A 15,654-nucleotide genomic window follows, 5' to 3' on the forward strand; every position below is an offset into this window, starting at 1 on the left:
GATCGGCGCTCAGCATGAACCCGGCGATGAGGATGACGGCGAAACATTGGTATCATAACGTGTATTGCCGTCGTATCAACTAAATATTGAATTACCTACTATATCTTGCGAACCGTGCAGACGGCTCGTGGATTTGTGGAGACAAACCCGCCCTGATGGACACGAAACGATTGTCAGATGGCCATCTGAATGGGTCTAATGGCCAAGTTTTGGTGGTCGCTTCATTTCAAGAAACCAGCCTACGTCGTCAGCCGCATTTCGAATGACCGCAGGCGCTGCAGGTCATGCAACCTTCGATCATGCGCATCTCGTAGCTGCCGCAGGACGGGCAGGCCTTCGCCGAGGATGGGCCCACGGCCATGACCCGGGCTTGCGGGTCGCTTTTCAGGCCCATGCCCTCGCCCGCCAGGAACCCGGTTGCGATCAGGTGCCGTTCGATCACACCGCCGATGGCCGCCAGGATCGACGGGATGTACTTCCCCTCGACCCAGGCGCCGCCGCGTGGATCGAACACCGCCTTCAGCTCTTCGACCACGAAGGACACGTCGCCGCCGCGCCGGAATACGGCCGAGATCATGCGGGTCAGCGCCACGGTCCAGGCGAAATGCTCCATGTTCTTCGAGTTCACGAAGATCTCGAACGGGCGCCGGTGACCGTTCTGCACCAGGTCATTGATGGTGATGTAGAGCGCGTGCTCGCTGCCTGGCCATTTCAGCTTGTAGGTATTGCCCTCCAGCTCGGACGGGCGGCTAAGCGGCTCGGACATGTAGATGACCTCGCCATCGGTCTGGGTGCTCTGGGTCGGCGCTTGCTCGGCGCTTTCGCTGACGCTCAGCACGCTGCCGGTCACGGCGTTGGGCCGGTAGGTCGTGCAGCCCTTGCAGCCCGTCTCGTAGGCTTCCATGTAGACGTCCTTGAACGCGTCGAAGCCGATATCCTCGGGGCAGTTGATGGTCTTCGAGATCGACGAGTCGACCCATTTCTGGGCGGCGGCCTGCATGCGGACGTGGTCCATCGGGTCCAGCGTCTGGGCGCTGACGAAATGGTCCGGCAGGGGCGCGTCGCCCTTCAGGTCGCGCCACATCTGCACGGCGTAATCCACCACTTCTTCCTCGGTCCGGCTGCCGTCCTTCTGCAGCACCTTGCGCGTGTAGGCATGGGCGAAGACCGGCTCGATGCCCGACGACACGTTGCCCGCGAACAGGCTGATCGTGCCCGTGGGAGCCACGCTGGTCAGCAGCGCGTTGCGGATGCCGTCCTGCCGGATCGCGTCCTTCACGTCCTGGTCCATATGCGCCAGCGAGCCCGAGGCCAGGTACTTGTCGGCGTCGAACAGCGGAAACGCGCCCTTCTCGGCCGCCAATTCCGATGACGTCAGGTACGCGGCGCGGGCGATCCGGTGCATCCAGTCCTCGGTCAGACGCGCCGCTTCGTCGCTGCCGTAGCGCACGCCGACCATCGCCAGCGCGTCGGCCAGGCCGGTGACCCCCAGCCCGATCCGGCGCTTGGCCTGCGCCTCTTGCGCCTGGGCTTCCAGCGGGAAGCGCGACGCGTCCACCACATTGTCCATCATTCGCACGGCGCTGGCGACCAGCCGGTCCAGCGCCGCGTCATCCAGCGCGGCGGCCTCGCCGAAAGGGTCCGTGACCAGCCGCGCCAGGTTGACCGAGCCCAGAAGGCACGCGCCGTAGGGCGGCAGGGGCTGCTCGCCGCAGGGATTCGTCGCGGCGATGGTTTCGCAATAGGCCAGGTTGTTGGCCGCGTTGATGCGGTCGATGAAAATCACGCCCGGCTCGGCGTAATCGTAGGTCGCGCGCATGATGCGGTTCCACAGGTCGCGCGCCTGGACGGTGCGCATGACCTTGCCGTCGAAGACCAGCTCCCACGGGCCGTCGGCCTTGACGGCCTCCATGAACGGGTCGGTGACCAGCACGCTGACGTTGAAATTGCGCAGCCGGGCGGGATCCGACTTGGCGTCGATGAAATCCTCGATATCCGGATGGTCGCAGCGCAGGGTCGCCATCATGGCACCGCGCCGCGCGCCCGCCGACATGATGGTGCGGCACATGGCGTCCCAGACGTCCATGAAGGACAGCGGCCCCGACGCGTCCGCCGCCACGCCCGACACGCCCGCGCCCTTGGGCCGGATGGTCGAGAAGTCGTAGCCGATGCCACCGCCCTGCTGCATGGTCAGCGCCGCTTCGCGCAGATGCTCGAAGATGCCCGACAGGCTGTCGGGAATCGTGCCCATGACGAAGCAGTTGAACAGCGTCACCGCCCGGTTGGTGCCCGCGCCCGCCACGATCCGGCCCGCGGGCAGGAACTTGAAATCCTCGAGCGCGGCGTAGAATTCGGCCTCGTGCGGTGCGGGATCGTCCTCGACCGCGGCCAGCGCCCGGGCGATCCGGCGCCACGTATCCTCGACCGTCTTGTCGACGGGATGGCCTGCTGCGTCCTTCAGACGATACTTCATGTCCCAGATCTGTTCCGAGATGGGGGCGGCGAAACGGGTCATGGGCGTGGTTTCCGGGTGTTGGGGAGAGGAACAAGACTACGCTTGGTCGCATGGCGGGTCAATGCGAGACGCTATATGGTGTATAGGATATCGAGTCGTCCACAGGGGTTTGGGGATAACACGAACATGACCGCAAAACTGCACATGTTGAAGCTCAGCGTCGGGTCCGAGTCGATCGAGCAGCTGGTGGACTGGCAACAGCGCCGCTCGAAGCAGCGGCGGGACGGTCATTACTACCACATCACCCGCATGTGGCCCAAGCGCGAGGCCGAGCTTCTGGATGGCGGGTCGATCTACTGGGTGATCCAGGGCGTCATCCTGGCGCGCCAGCGGATCCTGGGCTTCGACGAGATCATCGGCGACGATGGCATCCGCCGTTGCGCGCTGTCACTGGCCCCCGAAATCGTCCGCACCGAGGCCACGCCGAAACGGCCGTTCCAGGGCTGGCGCTATCTCAAGCCCGAAGACGCCCCCGCCGACCTGGGACGCGCCCGCGCGGACGAGGCGGACCTGCCACCCAAGCTGATGGCCGCGCTGGCCGAGATCGGCGTGCGCTAGGCGCGGCGCAGGTCGGCCGCTTTTCGGCACGCTCCCGGGTCGGCATTCGCGGGGCGACCTGCCCCGATCCCCGAGGCTTCAGAAACCGCCCTGGTCTTCGCGGTCACGCCGCAACTCGTCTTCGGTCAGAGCGTCGATGATCGCGGTCTTGTCGCCCAACAGGAAGACCCGCGCGCCGTGCAGGGCCACCGCAAGCCCCCAACCGATCAGCGGCCAGATGAACCAGATGGTCCCGGACGACGTGATCATGTTGATGGTCGCCAGAAGTCCAATGACGGCGGCATAGATAAGAACGTGAACGTAAAACTCGAACTTGGCCTTGGCGCGCGCCCTGGCCCTTTCATAGTCCTGTGCCCGTGGCATCTTAGAGCCCTCCGAACCAACGATATCAGTCCAGGAAGAGCTAACTCAGATCACGCTTGTCGTAGATGATTGAGATCAATCGCAAGCCGCACGTCGGGTGCACCAAGGGCGGGCGACGCCTCAAGTCGCGGACCTTGCCTGCAAGGTAGCGCCGTGGGGGACACGAATGTCGTCTTTCGATCCCCCCGACGCGGGTGGTCTTCTGCCCGACCCGGCTCGGCAGGGCGCAGGGGACATGGTGCAGGCGGAACCGTCCGCCCCGGCACCATGCCCTTCGCATTTAGTTCAGACCATGGACAGCAGTTTCTTCGCCGCGTCCTCGGACGATGCCGGGTTCTGGCCGGTCACCAGCTTGCCGTCGGTGACGACGAACGACGCCCAGTCGTCGCCCTTCTTGTAGTTGCCGCCATTGGACTTCAGCATGTCCTCGACTAGGAACGGCACGACGTCGGTCAGGCCGACCGCCTCTTCCTCGGTATTGGTGAAGCCGGTCACGGTCTTGCCCGACACCAGCGGTTTGCCATCGGCGCCCTTGGGGTGCTTGAAGACGGCGGGCGCATGGCAGACGGCGCCGACGGGGCGGTCGCTTTGCGCGAAGGTTTCGATCAGGCGAATGCTGTTGGCGTCCTCGGACAGGTCCCAAAGGGGGCCGTGGCCGCCGGGAAAGAAGATCGCGTCGAACCCTTCGGCGTCGATCTTCGACAGCTCGTGCGTGTGGGCCAGGACCTTCTGCGCGTCTTCGTCTGCCTTGAAGCGCTCGGTGGCGGCAGTCTGCGCGTCTTCGGTGTTGCTGCTGGGATCCAGCGGCGGCTGGCCGCCCTTGGGCGAGGCAAGCGTGATCTCGGCGCCCGCATCCTTGAAGACGTAATAGGGTGCCGCGAACTCTTCGAGCCAGAAGCCCGTCTTGTTGCCGGTATCGCCCAGTTGGTCGTGCGATGTCAGAATCATCAAAATTTTCATGGTCGGTTCCTTTAAATATCTTCTTCGGGTGAAGGACGTGCCAGCGGATGGCTGCGTCATTGGCCTAGTCAACATGCGCCGCGCGCGCCTGTTCCAGTCCTGGGTTCGTTGGCGATGAATATCGCCCCTGGTCCGCGTATCGGGGCTGCCGCCATGCTGTGCGGCCGAACGGGATTGCGGGATCGGCGCTTCGATCGCGCGGGGCGCAATCGTGCGAGACCGGGCCCAATTGATCTGGGTCCGGTCGTCGCCGATGTAGGCTTGCTCAGGCTAAGCCGGTGAGCCCAGCGGAAAAGCGATTACGCCGCGCGCATCGCAGCGGCTTCGGCCGCGATCCGGGGAATGTCGGATTGGTGGATGCCGATGTCCAGCCGCTCCCGGTCGGTCATGTTCGTGAGCTCGCGCCAAGTCTGGTCGTACTGGGCTTTCATCTTGCGCCGTCGCGCGCGGTCGGCCTTGAGCCTTTGGATGCGGGAATTGATCCCCTCGAAGGGCTGGGAAGTCAGGATAGTTTGGAGAGTCATGTCATTCGTCTTTCGTAGTCAAATAGCGGTCGTCGCTGCGTCGCGCATGGTCTGCGCGATGCGCGCGTGATGTCACGCGGCGGCGTCGGCAGCGGGCCGTTTGCGGGCAAACGCCCGGTTGAGGTTGGCGAGGCCCGCCTTGATGGACCGGGCCATATATGCGCTGCGCATCTGGCGGGCCCGGGCGATGATCTCTTCGGCTTCGGCCTGGGTCGCTGTTGCGTACTTGGTTTGAGTGTTCATTTCGATTGCCTTGGTGTTCGTTGGATTTGTCGTGTTGATCCCAAGGTAAGAAGTGCCTGCCAGATCCCTAACCATATGCGGTATGCGCTATTTGCATGGCTTCGCAGGGAACCGGTCACGCTTTCGCGGCCCACCGCCAGGGGCACGGCGTCGAGGGGAACAGCCTGACTTTCGTCGGCGACTGCCGATGCAGCCTTCGGCAAAGGCAAGTGCAGGGGCGGCTTAACCGACAAGCTGGCCCGGCGCCCCGATCCCTAGCGGTGACCGACCCATCCCCGGTCGTCGGTGAAAGCGCGGCCGGGCCCGAGCTGGACGGACTCGTATTCATCGGGCAGCGCGTCCAGCGGCGCGGGCGGCGTGGGCGAGGCCACCAGCAGGATGTTGGCGCGTCCGCGGGAACTGGCCGGACCCTGCACCGCATCCACATGGGGATAGAGCTCGCTCAGAATGGCGTGGATACCGCGCGCGAGCCGACCGTCCGGCGCGTCGATCAGGTTCACGTAGACCGGGCCTTGAACGATGTCCCGAAGGCGCTCGTAGGTTTCGCGCGTGGCCAGATGGGCCGGGACCGATCCGGACGAAAACGCGTCCATGACGGCAGCGTCGAACCTGAGATCCGTCTGGTTCAGATAGACCCTGCCGTCGGCGTGGACGATGCCCAGCCGCGCGTTCTCCGCTGCGGGCAGACGTCCGTCAGGCCCCGCCTCCCAGCCCGTCCGGTCGATGGTCGCCCCGGCCCAGGGCATGTGTTCGCGCACCACCTGCGTCACCAGGGGGTCGATCTCGACCGCGATCGCGTCGGATGCCGGGCGCGAGTCCAACAACTTCGTGGGCAGCGTGTAGCCGCCCCCGCCGATGAACAGGACCGAAGCCGCCGGCCCCAGGTCGCGGTCCATCCGCGCCCAAAGCCACTGCGTGTAGGGCAGCACCAGCGCCTGCGCCTGACCCTCGTCCCGGCGGATTCGCTCGGCCGCCTGCTGGGTGCGGTCGGAATAAAGGCGGACCACCCCGCCGTCGCGCACGACGTCGATGCACGAGAGGCCGGATTCGTAGCGGCAGGCCGGACCGCTGACCAGGCTGGCCGCCACCACGATCGCCGCCGTCCCGATCGCCGCGACGGAGTCCGGATCCTCGGCATCGCCGTCTGCCCGCGTTCCCGTGCCACGCCCGCCCACGGGGCCGCGCCGCAGGAAGGGGATGCACGCCAACACGGCAGCGCCGCATCCGGCGAAGGTCGCGGCCGAGCCCAGCAGCGGCAGGGCGACGAACCCGGCAAGGATCGCGCCCACGATCGCCCCGAGCGATCCCGCCGCGAGGACAAGGCCCAGCGTCGAGCCTTCCCGCCCCGGACGCGCCTCGACGGCCAGCTTGGCCAGAAGCGGCGAGGGAACGCTGACCAGCACCGATGCCGGGAAGAATGCCAGGAAGACGCTCACCAGCATCCCCGCGGTGCCGCGCGCGCCCAGGACATATAGCAGGCCGAGCGCGGTGGGCGACAAGGCCATCAGCACGGCTGTCGCCACCAAGGCCCGGCGCACCGTGCCGATTGCGGCCCTGCGGTCGCGTTCGGCCACAAATCCCCCCAGCGCGCTGCCCAGCGAAAAGCCCGCCAGGACGGTCGCGATGACGGCGGTCCATGTGAGCAAGGATGTGCCGAAGAAGGGCGCGAGCACCCGGCCGGCGGCGATTTCGTAGGTCAGCCCGACAGCGGACAGCACAAGGATAAGGCCGATCTTGGTCCAGAACCGCATGAAAGCCTCCAATCCATCCGTTTTGACGATACGTCGCCCGCCATCCGTGGGTTTCTGTCCCATGTCCCGCGGCGAGGGAAGCCATGATCTGACCGATGAACAAGGCTCAGCGGCCAGATACAGGCCCTGGCGGGACTGCGCGTCGGGGTTGCGCCGCTTCGGTCTGTGGGCGACTTCCGGATCGGGCCTTCCACGAGCCCCTCTCTCCCTACACGGCCATCACACCGCGACCAGCGGCGTGCTGGCGGCAAGCGCCCAGGCAAGGATCAGCCCGAGGGCAAGACCGGACGTCTCCGGGCCTGTCCGGGCCCGGACCCATCGACCTGCCAGGCCATAGACCAGCCAGAACAGAACCAGGACCGGCAGCACGGTGAACGCGACGCCCAGGCGCGGCGTGATCAACATCGCGGCGAACAGGGTCACGATCGGAAGCAGCCGAAGGCCCAGCCAGGCCAGCCAGCCCGATGCCCGCGCGATCAGCGCATCCGCCAGGCAGAAGGGGATCGTCCCCAGCCCGAGCAGGACCATGACCGGAAGTCGCGTTCCCGTGGGCACGAACGCGGCCCCGTAGCGATCCAGCGCCGGTGCGAACAGGGCCAGACCCCAGAGCAGCAGCAGAGCGATGCCCGGCAGGTGCAATGCGGAGGGGCGCCATCCCGACCACCACAAGACGATCAGCTGAACGCCCCCCCAGACCCCGAAGAAGGCGGCCAGCGATCCGAAGGCGCTCAGTCCGAGAGCGCCCGCGGGCAGGATCGTCGCCGCGGCCAGCGCGGGCACGACCGGTGCCGTCACCGCGACGAACGCGGTGCGTCCGCCCAGGCTTCTGGCGGGGGCGACGGGCCCCAGAAGCCCGGCCAGCGGCCAAGCGATCGCCACGATCGAGGCCAGCAAAAGCGCAAGCCACGGGCTGACACTGGCAGGCGCGCCCGACACGGGACGCTGCATCGCCGTCGCAATCCAGTCTCGCGTCTCGCGCAGCGTCGTCGGGCTGTAGAGAACCCCCACATGGCCGACCCGCGGCGCGGCAACGGCCCGCCGCGCGACGCCTTCACTGGTGACCGTTTCGCCCTCGTCGGCGTCCGGATCGACCTGGCGCACCCGGTCCAGGGCGACCTCGCGCAACCGTCCCTCCCAGGCACCGGACACGACCAGGAGACGCTCGGGCGATTGCGGATCGACCGCGTCGGAATACATGGAAATCGCGACGACACCGGCCACGTCATCCATGCGCTCGGCGGCGCGGATCACGATGTCCGTCGCCATCGAATGCCCCACCAGCGCGGTCGGACCGGTCACGCCCGGCAGGCTGCGCCCCGCCTGGGTGATCGCGATCGTCTGGTCGACCAGCTGAGCCGTCGCCCCATCGAGCGACGTGATGTCGGCTGCCATCGGCCGGTCGTTCCGCCCATGCCCGTAGAAGTCGAACGCCGCCACGACGAAGCCCGCCCGCGCCAGGGAAATGGCGATGGGCTGCATCATCTGACGCGAGCCCGCGTATCCATGGGCGACGACGACAAGCGGACCCGTCCCACCTGTCGCCTGGCGCCAGACGGTGACCGGGGAGTCAGCCAACTGGAGCGTTTCGACCGTCAAGCCGGTCCTTTGGCGCTCCAACATCACGACCGCAACGAGAGCGGCCAGACAGGCGATGCAGGCGAACAGGATCCGTTTGGTGCGACCGGGGCTCATTCCGCGAGATCTACACGTGAGCGGTCCACCACGCACCCGGCAAAACATCGCACGCGTCCAGGGGTGGGTCTTTCCGAGGTTTTCCTTGCACCGCCAATCTGGGATCGCAGAATTGCGGTGTGGGCATGGCCAGTCGTTTGCGGAGAGACCGCATGGCAGCAATGAATGGCAGTTTGCGTGTCGAGATCCGGCCAATCGTGATGCAAACCAGGTTCCTGCACTCTCTGGCCGAGCGTCTGTTGGACTTGGCATACCTTCCTCGGGTTTCTTTTCCCGAAGCGGGTCACGCTTTTACGTGTCGCCCTCGATGTGTGCAGGAAAAATCCGAAACAGATGCGCGAGCGAAAAGCTCAAAAGTCCGGCTGAAATCTGGGATAAATGGCGCGCTGGGGAGGATTCGAACCCCCGACCCTCTGATTCGTAGTCAGATACTCTATCCAACTGAGCTACCAGCGCGTTGGGGCGTGGGATAAAGCCGCCGCCCGGAAGGTGCAAGACGAAAATACCGGGCCTAACGCAACGACTGCACCATGCTGCGCGCGGGAAAGCAGGTGGGCGGCTGTCCGGTCGCCTCTTGCCAGCGCCCGATCGAGCGGCGGGTCTTGAACCCTGCCAGGCCGTCCGCGCCGCCCACGTCGTGGCCCATCGCTTCGAGCGCGCGCTGCATCGCCGCCACGTCCGAGCGCAGCATCTTGTCGGTCGTGCCCCACCCGCGCGCGAAATCGCCGACGCCGTACTGGATCCGGTCGCCCACATGGCCCACGAACAGCGCATAGAGATCGCTCATGTTGTAATCCTTCAGCACGTAGAAATTGGGCGTGACGATGAAGGCGGGACCGCCCCGCCCGGCGGGCATCAGCAGCGAGCCCTGCCCGCGCAATTCGTGGTCGGGGAACGGCTTGCCCGACACGCGGGTGATGCCCATGGCGGCCCAGTCGCGGATCGGGCGCATCCCGTCGGGACCTTCCAGCGCGCAGCTGACCGACGCGGGCACGGAGACCTCGAAGCCCCAGTCGCGGCCCGCCTGCCAGCCGTGGCGGGCCAGGTAGTTGCCGATGGACGCGATGGTGTCGGCCTCGGACCGCCAGATATCGGCGCGGCCGTCGCCATTGCCGTCGGCGGCGTATTTCAGGAACGATGTGGGCATGAATTGCGGCTGGCCCAGCGCGCCCGCCCAGCTGGAGCGCATGGCGCTTTCGGGCGCGTGACCCGCTTCGGCGATGCGCAGGGCGGCGATCAGCTCGTCGGTGAAATAGCCGCTGCGCGTCGACATGAAGCCCTTGGTGCCGAGGACGCGGAAGACGTCGTGGGGAATGTCGACGCGGCCATAGCCCGACTCGCGGCCCCAGATCGCCAGGATGATGCGGCCGGGAATGCCCGTGGCGCGTTCGACGGCAGCCAGCGCGGCGGCGTGCGTGCGGGCCATCTGGCGCCCGACGCTGGTCGCCGCGTCCACCGAGCCGCGGTTGAAATACTTGCCCGGGCTGCCGAACTCGGCCTGGGACTGGCGGCGCGTGGCAGGCGGCTTGGTTCCGGGCGGGACCAGGTCGGGCAGGTCCCAGTCCAGGCGCACGCCGCTGAAGGCCGCGTCGAAGGTGGCGCGGCTGACGCCTTGCTGCCTGGCGGCGGGCCAGATCGTGGATTGCAGCCAGGACTGGAACTGCTGCTCGACCGCGGCGCGGCTCGCGGCATGCAGGGGCAGCGAAAGGCAGATAAGGGCAAGGATGGTGGCGATCAGGCGCATGTTTCCACTCGCGATTGTTCGATTACCTCAAGTCTAGCATTCGGGCAGGTTCACGGCGATCCCGCCTTGCGACGTTTCCTTGTATTTCACGTCCATGTCGCGGCCCGTTTCAGCCATGACCTTTACGCAGTTGTCCAGCGGCATGAAATGCTGCCCGTCGCCGCGCAACGCCAATGACGCGGCCGACACCGACTTGATCGCCCCCAGCGCGTTGCGTTCGATGCAGGGCACCTGCACCAGCCCCGCGGCCGGGTCGCAGGTCATGCCCAGGTGGTGCTCCAGCGCGATTTCCGCCGCGTTTTCCACCTGTTCGTTGGTGCCGCCCAGAGCCGCGCACAGCCCCGCGGCGGCCATGGCGCTGGCCGATCCGACCTCGCCCTGGCAGCCCACCTCGGCGCCCGAGATCGACGCGTTCTTCTTGATGATGCCGCCGATGGCCGCGGCGACAAGCAGGATGTCGTGCATTCCCTGCGCCGAGGCCCCGATGCAATGGTCGCGGTAGTAGCGGATCACCGCCGGGACCACGCCCGCCGCGCCGTTGGTGGGCGACGTGACGACCTTGCCGCCGGCCGCGTTTTCCTCGTTCACCGCCATGGCATAGACGGCCATCCAGTCGTTGGCCACATGGGGCTGGGCCTGGTTGACACCATGCTCGGCCTTCAGCTTTTCGTGGATCGCGCGGGCGCGGCGGCGGATTTGCAGTCCGCCGGGCAGGATCCCGGTCTGGGACAGGCCGCGTTCGATGCAGTCGTCCATGGTGGACAGGATGTGGTCGAGCTTGCCGTCCAGGTCCGCGCCGTGCAGCAGAGCCTCGTTCGCGCGCTTCATCTGGGCGATCGTTTTCCCGGATTTCGCGCCCATGGCCAGCATTTCGGCGGCAGAGTCGAAGGGAAACGGGAAATCCGGCCCCGGATCGTGCAGTCGCGCAGGTTTTTCGCCGCGCTCGGCCTGCAGCTCGGCCTCGGTCATCACGAAGCCGCCGCCGACCGAGTAATAGGTCTGCTGGTAATAGAGGTTGCCCTTGGCATCGAAGGCCCGCAGCACCAGCCCGTTGGCGTGCAGCTCCAGCGGCGGGCCGTAGTCAAAGACAAGGTCGGTGTCGGGGTCGAAGGACAGGCTGTCCAGTCCCGGTGGCGACACGGTTCTGGTCCTGCGAACCTCGGCCTCGAGCCGCTCGGCCTCGTCGGGGTCAAGCGTGGCGGGGGTCAGGCCGCAAAACCCGAGCAACACGGCGCGGTCGGTGGCGTGGCCCTTGCCGGTGAAGGCGAGCGAGCCGTGCAGCGTCGCGCCCAGCCTTGCCAAGGTGCCCGCGCCGGGCACCCGGTCGACGCCGCCGCGCAGATCGTCCAGGAACAGAGCTGCCGCCGTCATTGGGCCCATCGTGTGCGACGAGGACGGGCCGACGCCGATCTTGAAGATGTCGAAGACGGACAGGAACATGGGCGTCTCCGTGTTCGGGGCCTATTCGGCGGCCAGTTCCGCGCAGCCGAGCGCCAGCAGCGATACCGCATGGGGCGCGAAAGAGCGCCAGATGTCCATACGGAAGTCGTTTTCGCCGTCACGCCACAGCACCACGGTCGCGCTGTCGAAGAGCGTCCGCCGCCCCTGCCCCGGCTTGATGCTGTCGGGGTCGCGCGGACAGCCCAGCGTCAGCAGGTCGGACGCGCGCGGGCCGGTGATGCGAAAGGTCAGTTCGCGGTCGGAAATGTCGGTCAGCGCGTGGGGGGCGTCGACGGTGCGGCTGGCGAAATCGGTCTGCCCCTCGGGGGCGACGATCAGCCATTCATCCGGGCCGAGGTTCAGCACCTCGGTCTCGCCCGTCTTCGCCACGTCGCCCACATACCACGGCAGGTCCAGTTCCAGCGCGTCGGCGACGGCCTTGCGCTCGGGCTCGTGGGCGCGCAGCGAGAACCGCGCGACGGGATCGAGCATGTGCACCTTGCAGGCGGCGCTTTCGGCGATCTTGCCGGGGGTCAGGTCGTGCGGGTGGATGGTCATGGCGGCCCCCTAGAGCTTCAGCCGGTCGTTGTTGGGATCGTAGAATTGCGGCGACGTGATCTTGGCGGCGATGGTGCGGTCGGGCATGGGGATATGCACCGTCTCGCCCATCTTGCCCTGCCCGCCTTCGATCAGCGCCAGCGCGATGGGCCGCCCGGCCGCGTCCGAGTTGTAGGACGACGTGACATGGCCCACTATGACCATGGGCTTGGGCTGGTCGGGGTCGAGCACGATCTGCGCGCCTTCCTCCAGCTTCGTCTCGCCGTCGTCGGTCAGCAGGCCCACAAGCTGCTTGCGGTTGGCCAGCACCAGGTCGGGGCGCATGAGGGCGCGCTTGCCGACGAAATCGGCCTTCTTCCTGCCCAGCGCCCAGCCGAGCCCCGCGTCGTCCGGCGTGACCGTGCCGTCGGTGTCCTGGCCCACGATGATGAAGCCCTTCTCGGCGCGCAGGACGTGCATCGTCTCGGTCCCGTAGGGGGTGATGTCGTACTCTGCGGCCGCCTCGATCAGCTTGTCCCAGACCGCACGGCCGTGGCGGGCGGGGACGTTGATCTCGAAGCCCAGCTCGCCAGTGAAGCTGATGCGGAACAGGCGGCAGGGATGGCCCATGAAGGTGCATTCGGTCACGGACATGTGCGGCAAGGCGTCGTCGCCAAGGTCGAGCCCGTCCACGAAGGGCGCGATCAGCTTGCGGGCGTTGGGACCGTTGAGCGCGATCACCGCCCAATTCTCGGTTGTCGAGGTCAGCCAGACCTTCAGGTCGGACCATTCGGTCTGAAGGTAATCTTCCATCATGTTCAGCACGCGCGCCGCGCCGCCCGTGGTGGTGGTCACATGGAAGCGGTCGTCGGCCAGCCGCCCGATCACGCCGTCGTCGCGGATGTAGCCGTCATCGCCCAGCAGCAGCCCGTAGCGCGCGCGGCCCGGCGCCAGCTTGTCCCAGGGGTTGGTGTACATGCGGTTCATGAACGCGGCGGCGTCGGGGCCGACCACTTCGATCTTGCCCAGCGTCGAGGCGTCGAAGATGCCAAGGGACGCGCGGGTGGCGCGGCATTCGCGCGACACGGCGGCGTCCATGTCTTCGCCCGGGCGCGGGAAATAGCGGGCGCGGCGCCACAAGCTGACCGGCTCGAACACCGCGCCGTTGTCTTCGGCCCAGCCGTCGATGGGGGTGCGGCGGGTCAGCTCGAAATGGTCGCCCCGGTGGTAGCCCGCGAAGGCGCCGAAACTGGTGGGCGTGTAGGGCGGGCGGAAGGTCGTCAGGCCCACCTGCGGCGCGGGCTTGCCCAGCGCGTCGGCGGCGATGTTCAGCCCGTTGATGTTCGACATCTTGCCCTGGTCGGTGGCCATGCCGTTGGTGGTGTAGCGTTTCACGTGCTCGATCGAGCGCATGCCTTCCTTCACCGCCAGCCGCAGATCCTTGGCGGTCACGTCGTTCTGGAAATCGACGAAGGCCTTGGCGCGGCTTGCGGGCTGGTCGGTCGGCAACTCGGTATGGCTGGCGCCCGTGCCGGGGCGGTCGTGGGCGGCGTGCAGCGCGCGGGCGGCGGCGTCGCGGCCCAGCGCGCGGGCGGCCTCGGCGCCCATGGTCGCGCCGTCCTGAAGGGCCGCCGAGATCCCCCAGAGCCCTCGCCCCGCGCCCGCGATCTGGCAAGCCTCGGTCATCCGGTCGGGCAGGAAGGTCTGCGCGTCCGCGTCCCATTTCAGGCTGCCCTTGGTGTGCGAAAACAGGTGCAGCGACGGGGTCCAGCCGCCGCACATGAGCAGCGCGTCGCACTTGTACGCGCGGCCCTTGCCCACGTGGCCGCCCTCGACGGCGTTGACGGTGACGGATTTCACGCGCAGCCGCCCGGCGGTGCCGGTCACGGTGTGGCTGCGCTTCAGGGGGATGCCGCGGCGGGCGCATTCGGCCACCAGCGCGTCATCGACCAGTGCGCGCGTGTCCACGATCACGGCGATGCGGCTGCCGCAATCGGCCAGATCGAAGGCAGCGTGATAGGCGCTGTCGTGGCTGGTGACGACGGCAATCTCGTCGCCCACGCGCACACCGAAGCGGTTGAGATAGGTCTGCGCCGCGCCCGCCAGCATGACGCCGGGGCGGTCGTTGCCGTCGAAGACCAGCGGCTTTTCCAGCGCGCCTTGCGCGAGGATCACCTGCCCCGCGCGCACCCGCCAGAGCCGCTCGCGCGGGGTGTCGTGGGGCTGGGTTTCCAGGTGATCGGTCAGCTTCTGGCACAGGCCCACCATGTTCTGGTGGTAGTAGCCGATGGCCGTGGTGCGGGTCATCAGCTTGACGCCCATGTCCTGCAATTCCGCGATCTGCTCGGCCAGCCAGTCCCACGCGGGCAGCCTGTCGATCTGGACATGCGGCTCGGACAGCAGGGCGCCGCCCATCTCGGCGTGCTCGTCCACCAGCGTCACGCGCAGTCCGGTGCTGGCGGCCGCGCGGGCGGCTTCCAGCCCGGCGGGACCGGCGCCCACCACCAGCACGTCGGTGTGCAGGTAGCGCGACGCGTAAGTGTCGACATCTTCTTCGGTGGGGCTCACGCCAAGACCCGCGGCGGCGCGGATGAAGGGCTCGTAAACCTTGTCCCAGAAGGACGCGGGCCACATGAACGTCTTGTAGTAGAACCCGGCCGAAAACAGCATGTAGGCGCGGTCGTTCACGGCGCCGAGGTCGAATTTCAGATGCGGATACTTGTTCTGCGACGTGGTGGTGAGGCCCGGCCAGATCTCCTGCATGGTGGCGCGGGTGTTGGGCTCGTATTGGCCCTTGCCCCGCCGGGTGCCGATCAGGGCGTTCGGCTCTTCGCTGCCCGCGGCGACGGGGCCGCGCGGGCGGTGATACTTGAACGACCGGCCCATCAGGTGGGTGCCATTGGCCAGCAGGGCCGACGCAACCGTGTCGCCCTGCCGCCCCTCGATGGTTCTGCCGTCGAAGGTGAAGCTCACGGGGGCATCGTGGCGGACACGGCCGCGGCCCGCGACGCGGAACTTGCTCATCGGGCGTCTCCGGTCAGGGTCTCGAGGTCGGGCTTCGCCTCGCCCGCCTTGTAGGTCGTCAGGAACCGGTCCGTGACGGTGTCGCGCACGGCGTTGAAGAACCGCCCGCATCCGTGGACGTGGCGCCAGCGTTCGTAATGCGGACCCTTGGCGTTGGAGCGGATGAACAGGAAATCGCGCCAATCCTCGTCGGTGACCGAGGACGGGTCGAGCGCGCGGGCGATATGCGCTTCGCCCGCGTAGGCGAATTCCAGTTCGGGCAGGGTTTCGTCGCAATAGGGGCAGCGGATCAGCAGCATGTCA

The 15,654-nt window shown here is 67.1% G+C and carries 13 protein-coding genes and 1 tRNA gene; 1 reads left to right on the forward strand and 13 read right to left on the reverse strand.

Features of this window, described 5'->3' with window-relative positions; genetic code table 11:
• Positions 1-247 precede the first annotated feature (247 nt).
• Positions 248-2,515: an adenosylcobalamin-dependent ribonucleoside-diphosphate reductase gene (locus ILP92_RS17365; RefSeq protein ID WP_198917679.1), complete on the reverse strand. Its 2,268-nt coding sequence runs from the start codon at positions 2,513-2,515 to the stop codon at positions 248-250.
• 126 nt (positions 2,516-2,641) lie between these two features.
• Here ILP92_RS17365 and ILP92_RS17370 point away from each other — a divergent pair, with 126 nt between their 5' ends.
• On the forward strand, positions 2,642-3,073 hold the full coding sequence (locus ILP92_RS17370) for a DUF1489 family protein (RefSeq protein WP_198917680.1): 432 nt from the start codon (positions 2,642-2,644) through the stop codon (positions 3,071-3,073).
• Positions 3,074-3,151: 78 nt separating this feature from the next.
• Here ILP92_RS17370 and ILP92_RS17375 read toward each other — a convergent pair whose 3' ends face one another.
• The 12 genes from ILP92_RS17375 to ILP92_RS17430 all read right to left on the reverse strand — a co-directional run bounded on the left by ILP92_RS17375 (position 3,152) and on the right by ILP92_RS17430 (position 15,650).
• A complete protein-coding gene (locus ILP92_RS17375) occupies positions 3,152-3,436 on the reverse strand; it encodes a 2TM domain-containing protein (RefSeq protein ID WP_198917681.1) in 285 nt (94 codons plus the stop codon).
• Between the two features lie 285 nt (positions 3,437-3,721).
• A complete protein-coding gene (locus ILP92_RS17380; protein WP_198917682.1) occupies positions 3,722-4,396 on the reverse strand; it encodes a type 1 glutamine amidotransferase domain-containing protein in 675 nt (224 codons plus the stop codon).
• Positions 4,397-4,695: 299 nt separating this feature from the next.
• The gene (locus tag ILP92_RS17385; protein ID WP_198917683.1) at positions 4,696-4,920 is read right to left on the reverse strand and encodes a YjiS-like domain-containing protein; all 225 of its coding nucleotides are present in this window, start codon (positions 4,918-4,920) and stop codon (positions 4,696-4,698) included.
• A 72-nt stretch (positions 4,921-4,992) separates the two neighbouring features.
• Complete coding sequence (locus ILP92_RS17390) at positions 4,993-5,238, reverse strand: RSP_7527 family protein (RefSeq protein ID WP_198917684.1); 246 nt, start codon at positions 5,236-5,238, stop codon at positions 4,993-4,995.
• Between the two features lie 179 nt (positions 5,239-5,417).
• Positions 5,418-6,914, reverse strand: a complete 1,497-nt coding sequence (locus ILP92_RS17395; protein WP_198917685.1) for a fused MFS/spermidine synthase — start codon at positions 6,912-6,914, stop codon at positions 5,418-5,420.
• A gap of 219 nt (positions 6,915-7,133) precedes the next feature.
• Complete coding sequence (locus ILP92_RS17400; RefSeq protein WP_198917686.1) at positions 7,134-8,606, reverse strand: alpha/beta fold hydrolase; 1,473 nt, start codon at positions 8,604-8,606, stop codon at positions 7,134-7,136.
• A 379-nt stretch (positions 8,607-8,985) separates the two neighbouring features.
• Positions 8,986-9,062, reverse strand: a tRNA-Arg gene (locus ILP92_RS17405).
• A gap of 55 nt (positions 9,063-9,117) precedes the next feature.
• On the reverse strand, positions 9,118-10,350 hold the full coding sequence (locus tag ILP92_RS17410; RefSeq protein ID WP_198917687.1) for a lytic murein transglycosylase: 1,233 nt from the start codon (positions 10,348-10,350) through the stop codon (positions 9,118-9,120).
• A 33-nt stretch (positions 10,351-10,383) separates the two neighbouring features.
• Complete coding sequence (locus ILP92_RS17415; RefSeq protein WP_198917688.1) at positions 10,384-11,790, reverse strand: L-serine ammonia-lyase; 1,407 nt, start codon at positions 11,788-11,790, stop codon at positions 10,384-10,386.
• Positions 11,791-11,811: 21 nt separating this feature from the next.
• Positions 11,812-12,348, reverse strand: a complete 537-nt coding sequence (locus ILP92_RS17420; RefSeq protein ID WP_198917689.1) for a sarcosine oxidase subunit gamma — start codon at positions 12,346-12,348, stop codon at positions 11,812-11,814.
• Between the two features lie 9 nt (positions 12,349-12,357).
• Positions 12,358-15,351: a sarcosine oxidase subunit alpha gene (locus ILP92_RS17425; RefSeq protein ID WP_198917690.1), complete on the reverse strand. Its 2,994-nt coding sequence runs from the start codon at positions 15,349-15,351 to the stop codon at positions 12,358-12,360.
• A complete protein-coding gene (locus ILP92_RS17430) occupies positions 15,348-15,650 on the reverse strand; it encodes a sarcosine oxidase subunit delta (RefSeq protein WP_198917691.1) in 303 nt (100 codons plus the stop codon). Before ILP92_RS17430 ends, ILP92_RS17425 begins: the two co-directional genes overlap by 4 nt.
• Positions 15,651-15,654: the final 4 nt, after the last annotated feature.

It is taken from the genome of Palleronia pontilimi, from assembly GCF_016412875.1.
Classification (GTDB): domain Bacteria; phylum Pseudomonadota; class Alphaproteobacteria; order Rhodobacterales; family Rhodobacteraceae; genus Palleronia; species Palleronia pontilimi.

Bases quoted from the DNA above. Each gene is read 5' to 3' on its own strand.
- ILP92_RS17365 (WP_198917679.1), bottom strand. From the start codon at position 2,515: ATGACCCGTTTCGCCGCCCCCATCTCGGAACAGATCTGGGACATGAAG.
- ILP92_RS17430 (WP_198917691.1), bottom strand. From the start codon at position 15,650: ATGCTGCTGATCCGCTGCCCCTATTGCGACGAAACCCTGCCCGAACTG.
- ILP92_RS17395 (WP_198917685.1), bottom strand. From the start codon at position 6,914: ATGCGGTTCTGGACCAAGATCGGCCTTATCCTTGTGCTGTCCGCTGTC.
- ILP92_RS17425 (WP_198917690.1), bottom strand. From the start codon at position 15,351: ATGAGCAAGTTCCGCGTCGCGGGCCGCGGCCGTGTCCGCCACGATGCC.
- ILP92_RS17390 (WP_198917684.1), bottom strand. From the start codon at position 5,238: ATGGTTAGGGATCTGGCAGGCACTTCTTACCTTGGGATCAACACGACA.
- ILP92_RS17400 (WP_198917686.1), bottom strand. From the start codon at position 8,606: ATGAGCCCCGGTCGCACCAAACGGATCCTGTTCGCCTGCATCGCCTGT.
- ILP92_RS17370 (WP_198917680.1), top strand. From the start codon at position 2,642: ATGACCGCAAAACTGCACATGTTGAAGCTCAGCGTCGGGTCCGAGTCG.
- ILP92_RS17380 (WP_198917682.1), bottom strand. From the start codon at position 4,396: ATGAAAATTTTGATGATTCTGACATCGCACGACCAACTGGGCGATACC.
- ILP92_RS17375 (WP_198917681.1), bottom strand. From the start codon at position 3,436: ATGCCACGGGCACAGGACTATGAAAGGGCCAGGGCGCGCGCCAAGGCC.
- ILP92_RS17410 (WP_198917687.1), bottom strand. From the start codon at position 10,350: ATGCGCCTGATCGCCACCATCCTTGCCCTTATCTGCCTTTCGCTGCCC.
- ILP92_RS17420 (WP_198917689.1), bottom strand. From the start codon at position 12,348: ATGACCATCCACCCGCACGACCTGACCCCCGGCAAGATCGCCGAAAGC.
- ILP92_RS17385 (WP_198917683.1), bottom strand. From the start codon at position 4,920: ATGACTCTCCAAACTATCCTGACTTCCCAGCCCTTCGAGGGGATCAAT.
- ILP92_RS17415 (WP_198917688.1), bottom strand. From the start codon at position 11,790: ATGTTCCTGTCCGTCTTCGACATCTTCAAGATCGGCGTCGGCCCGTCC.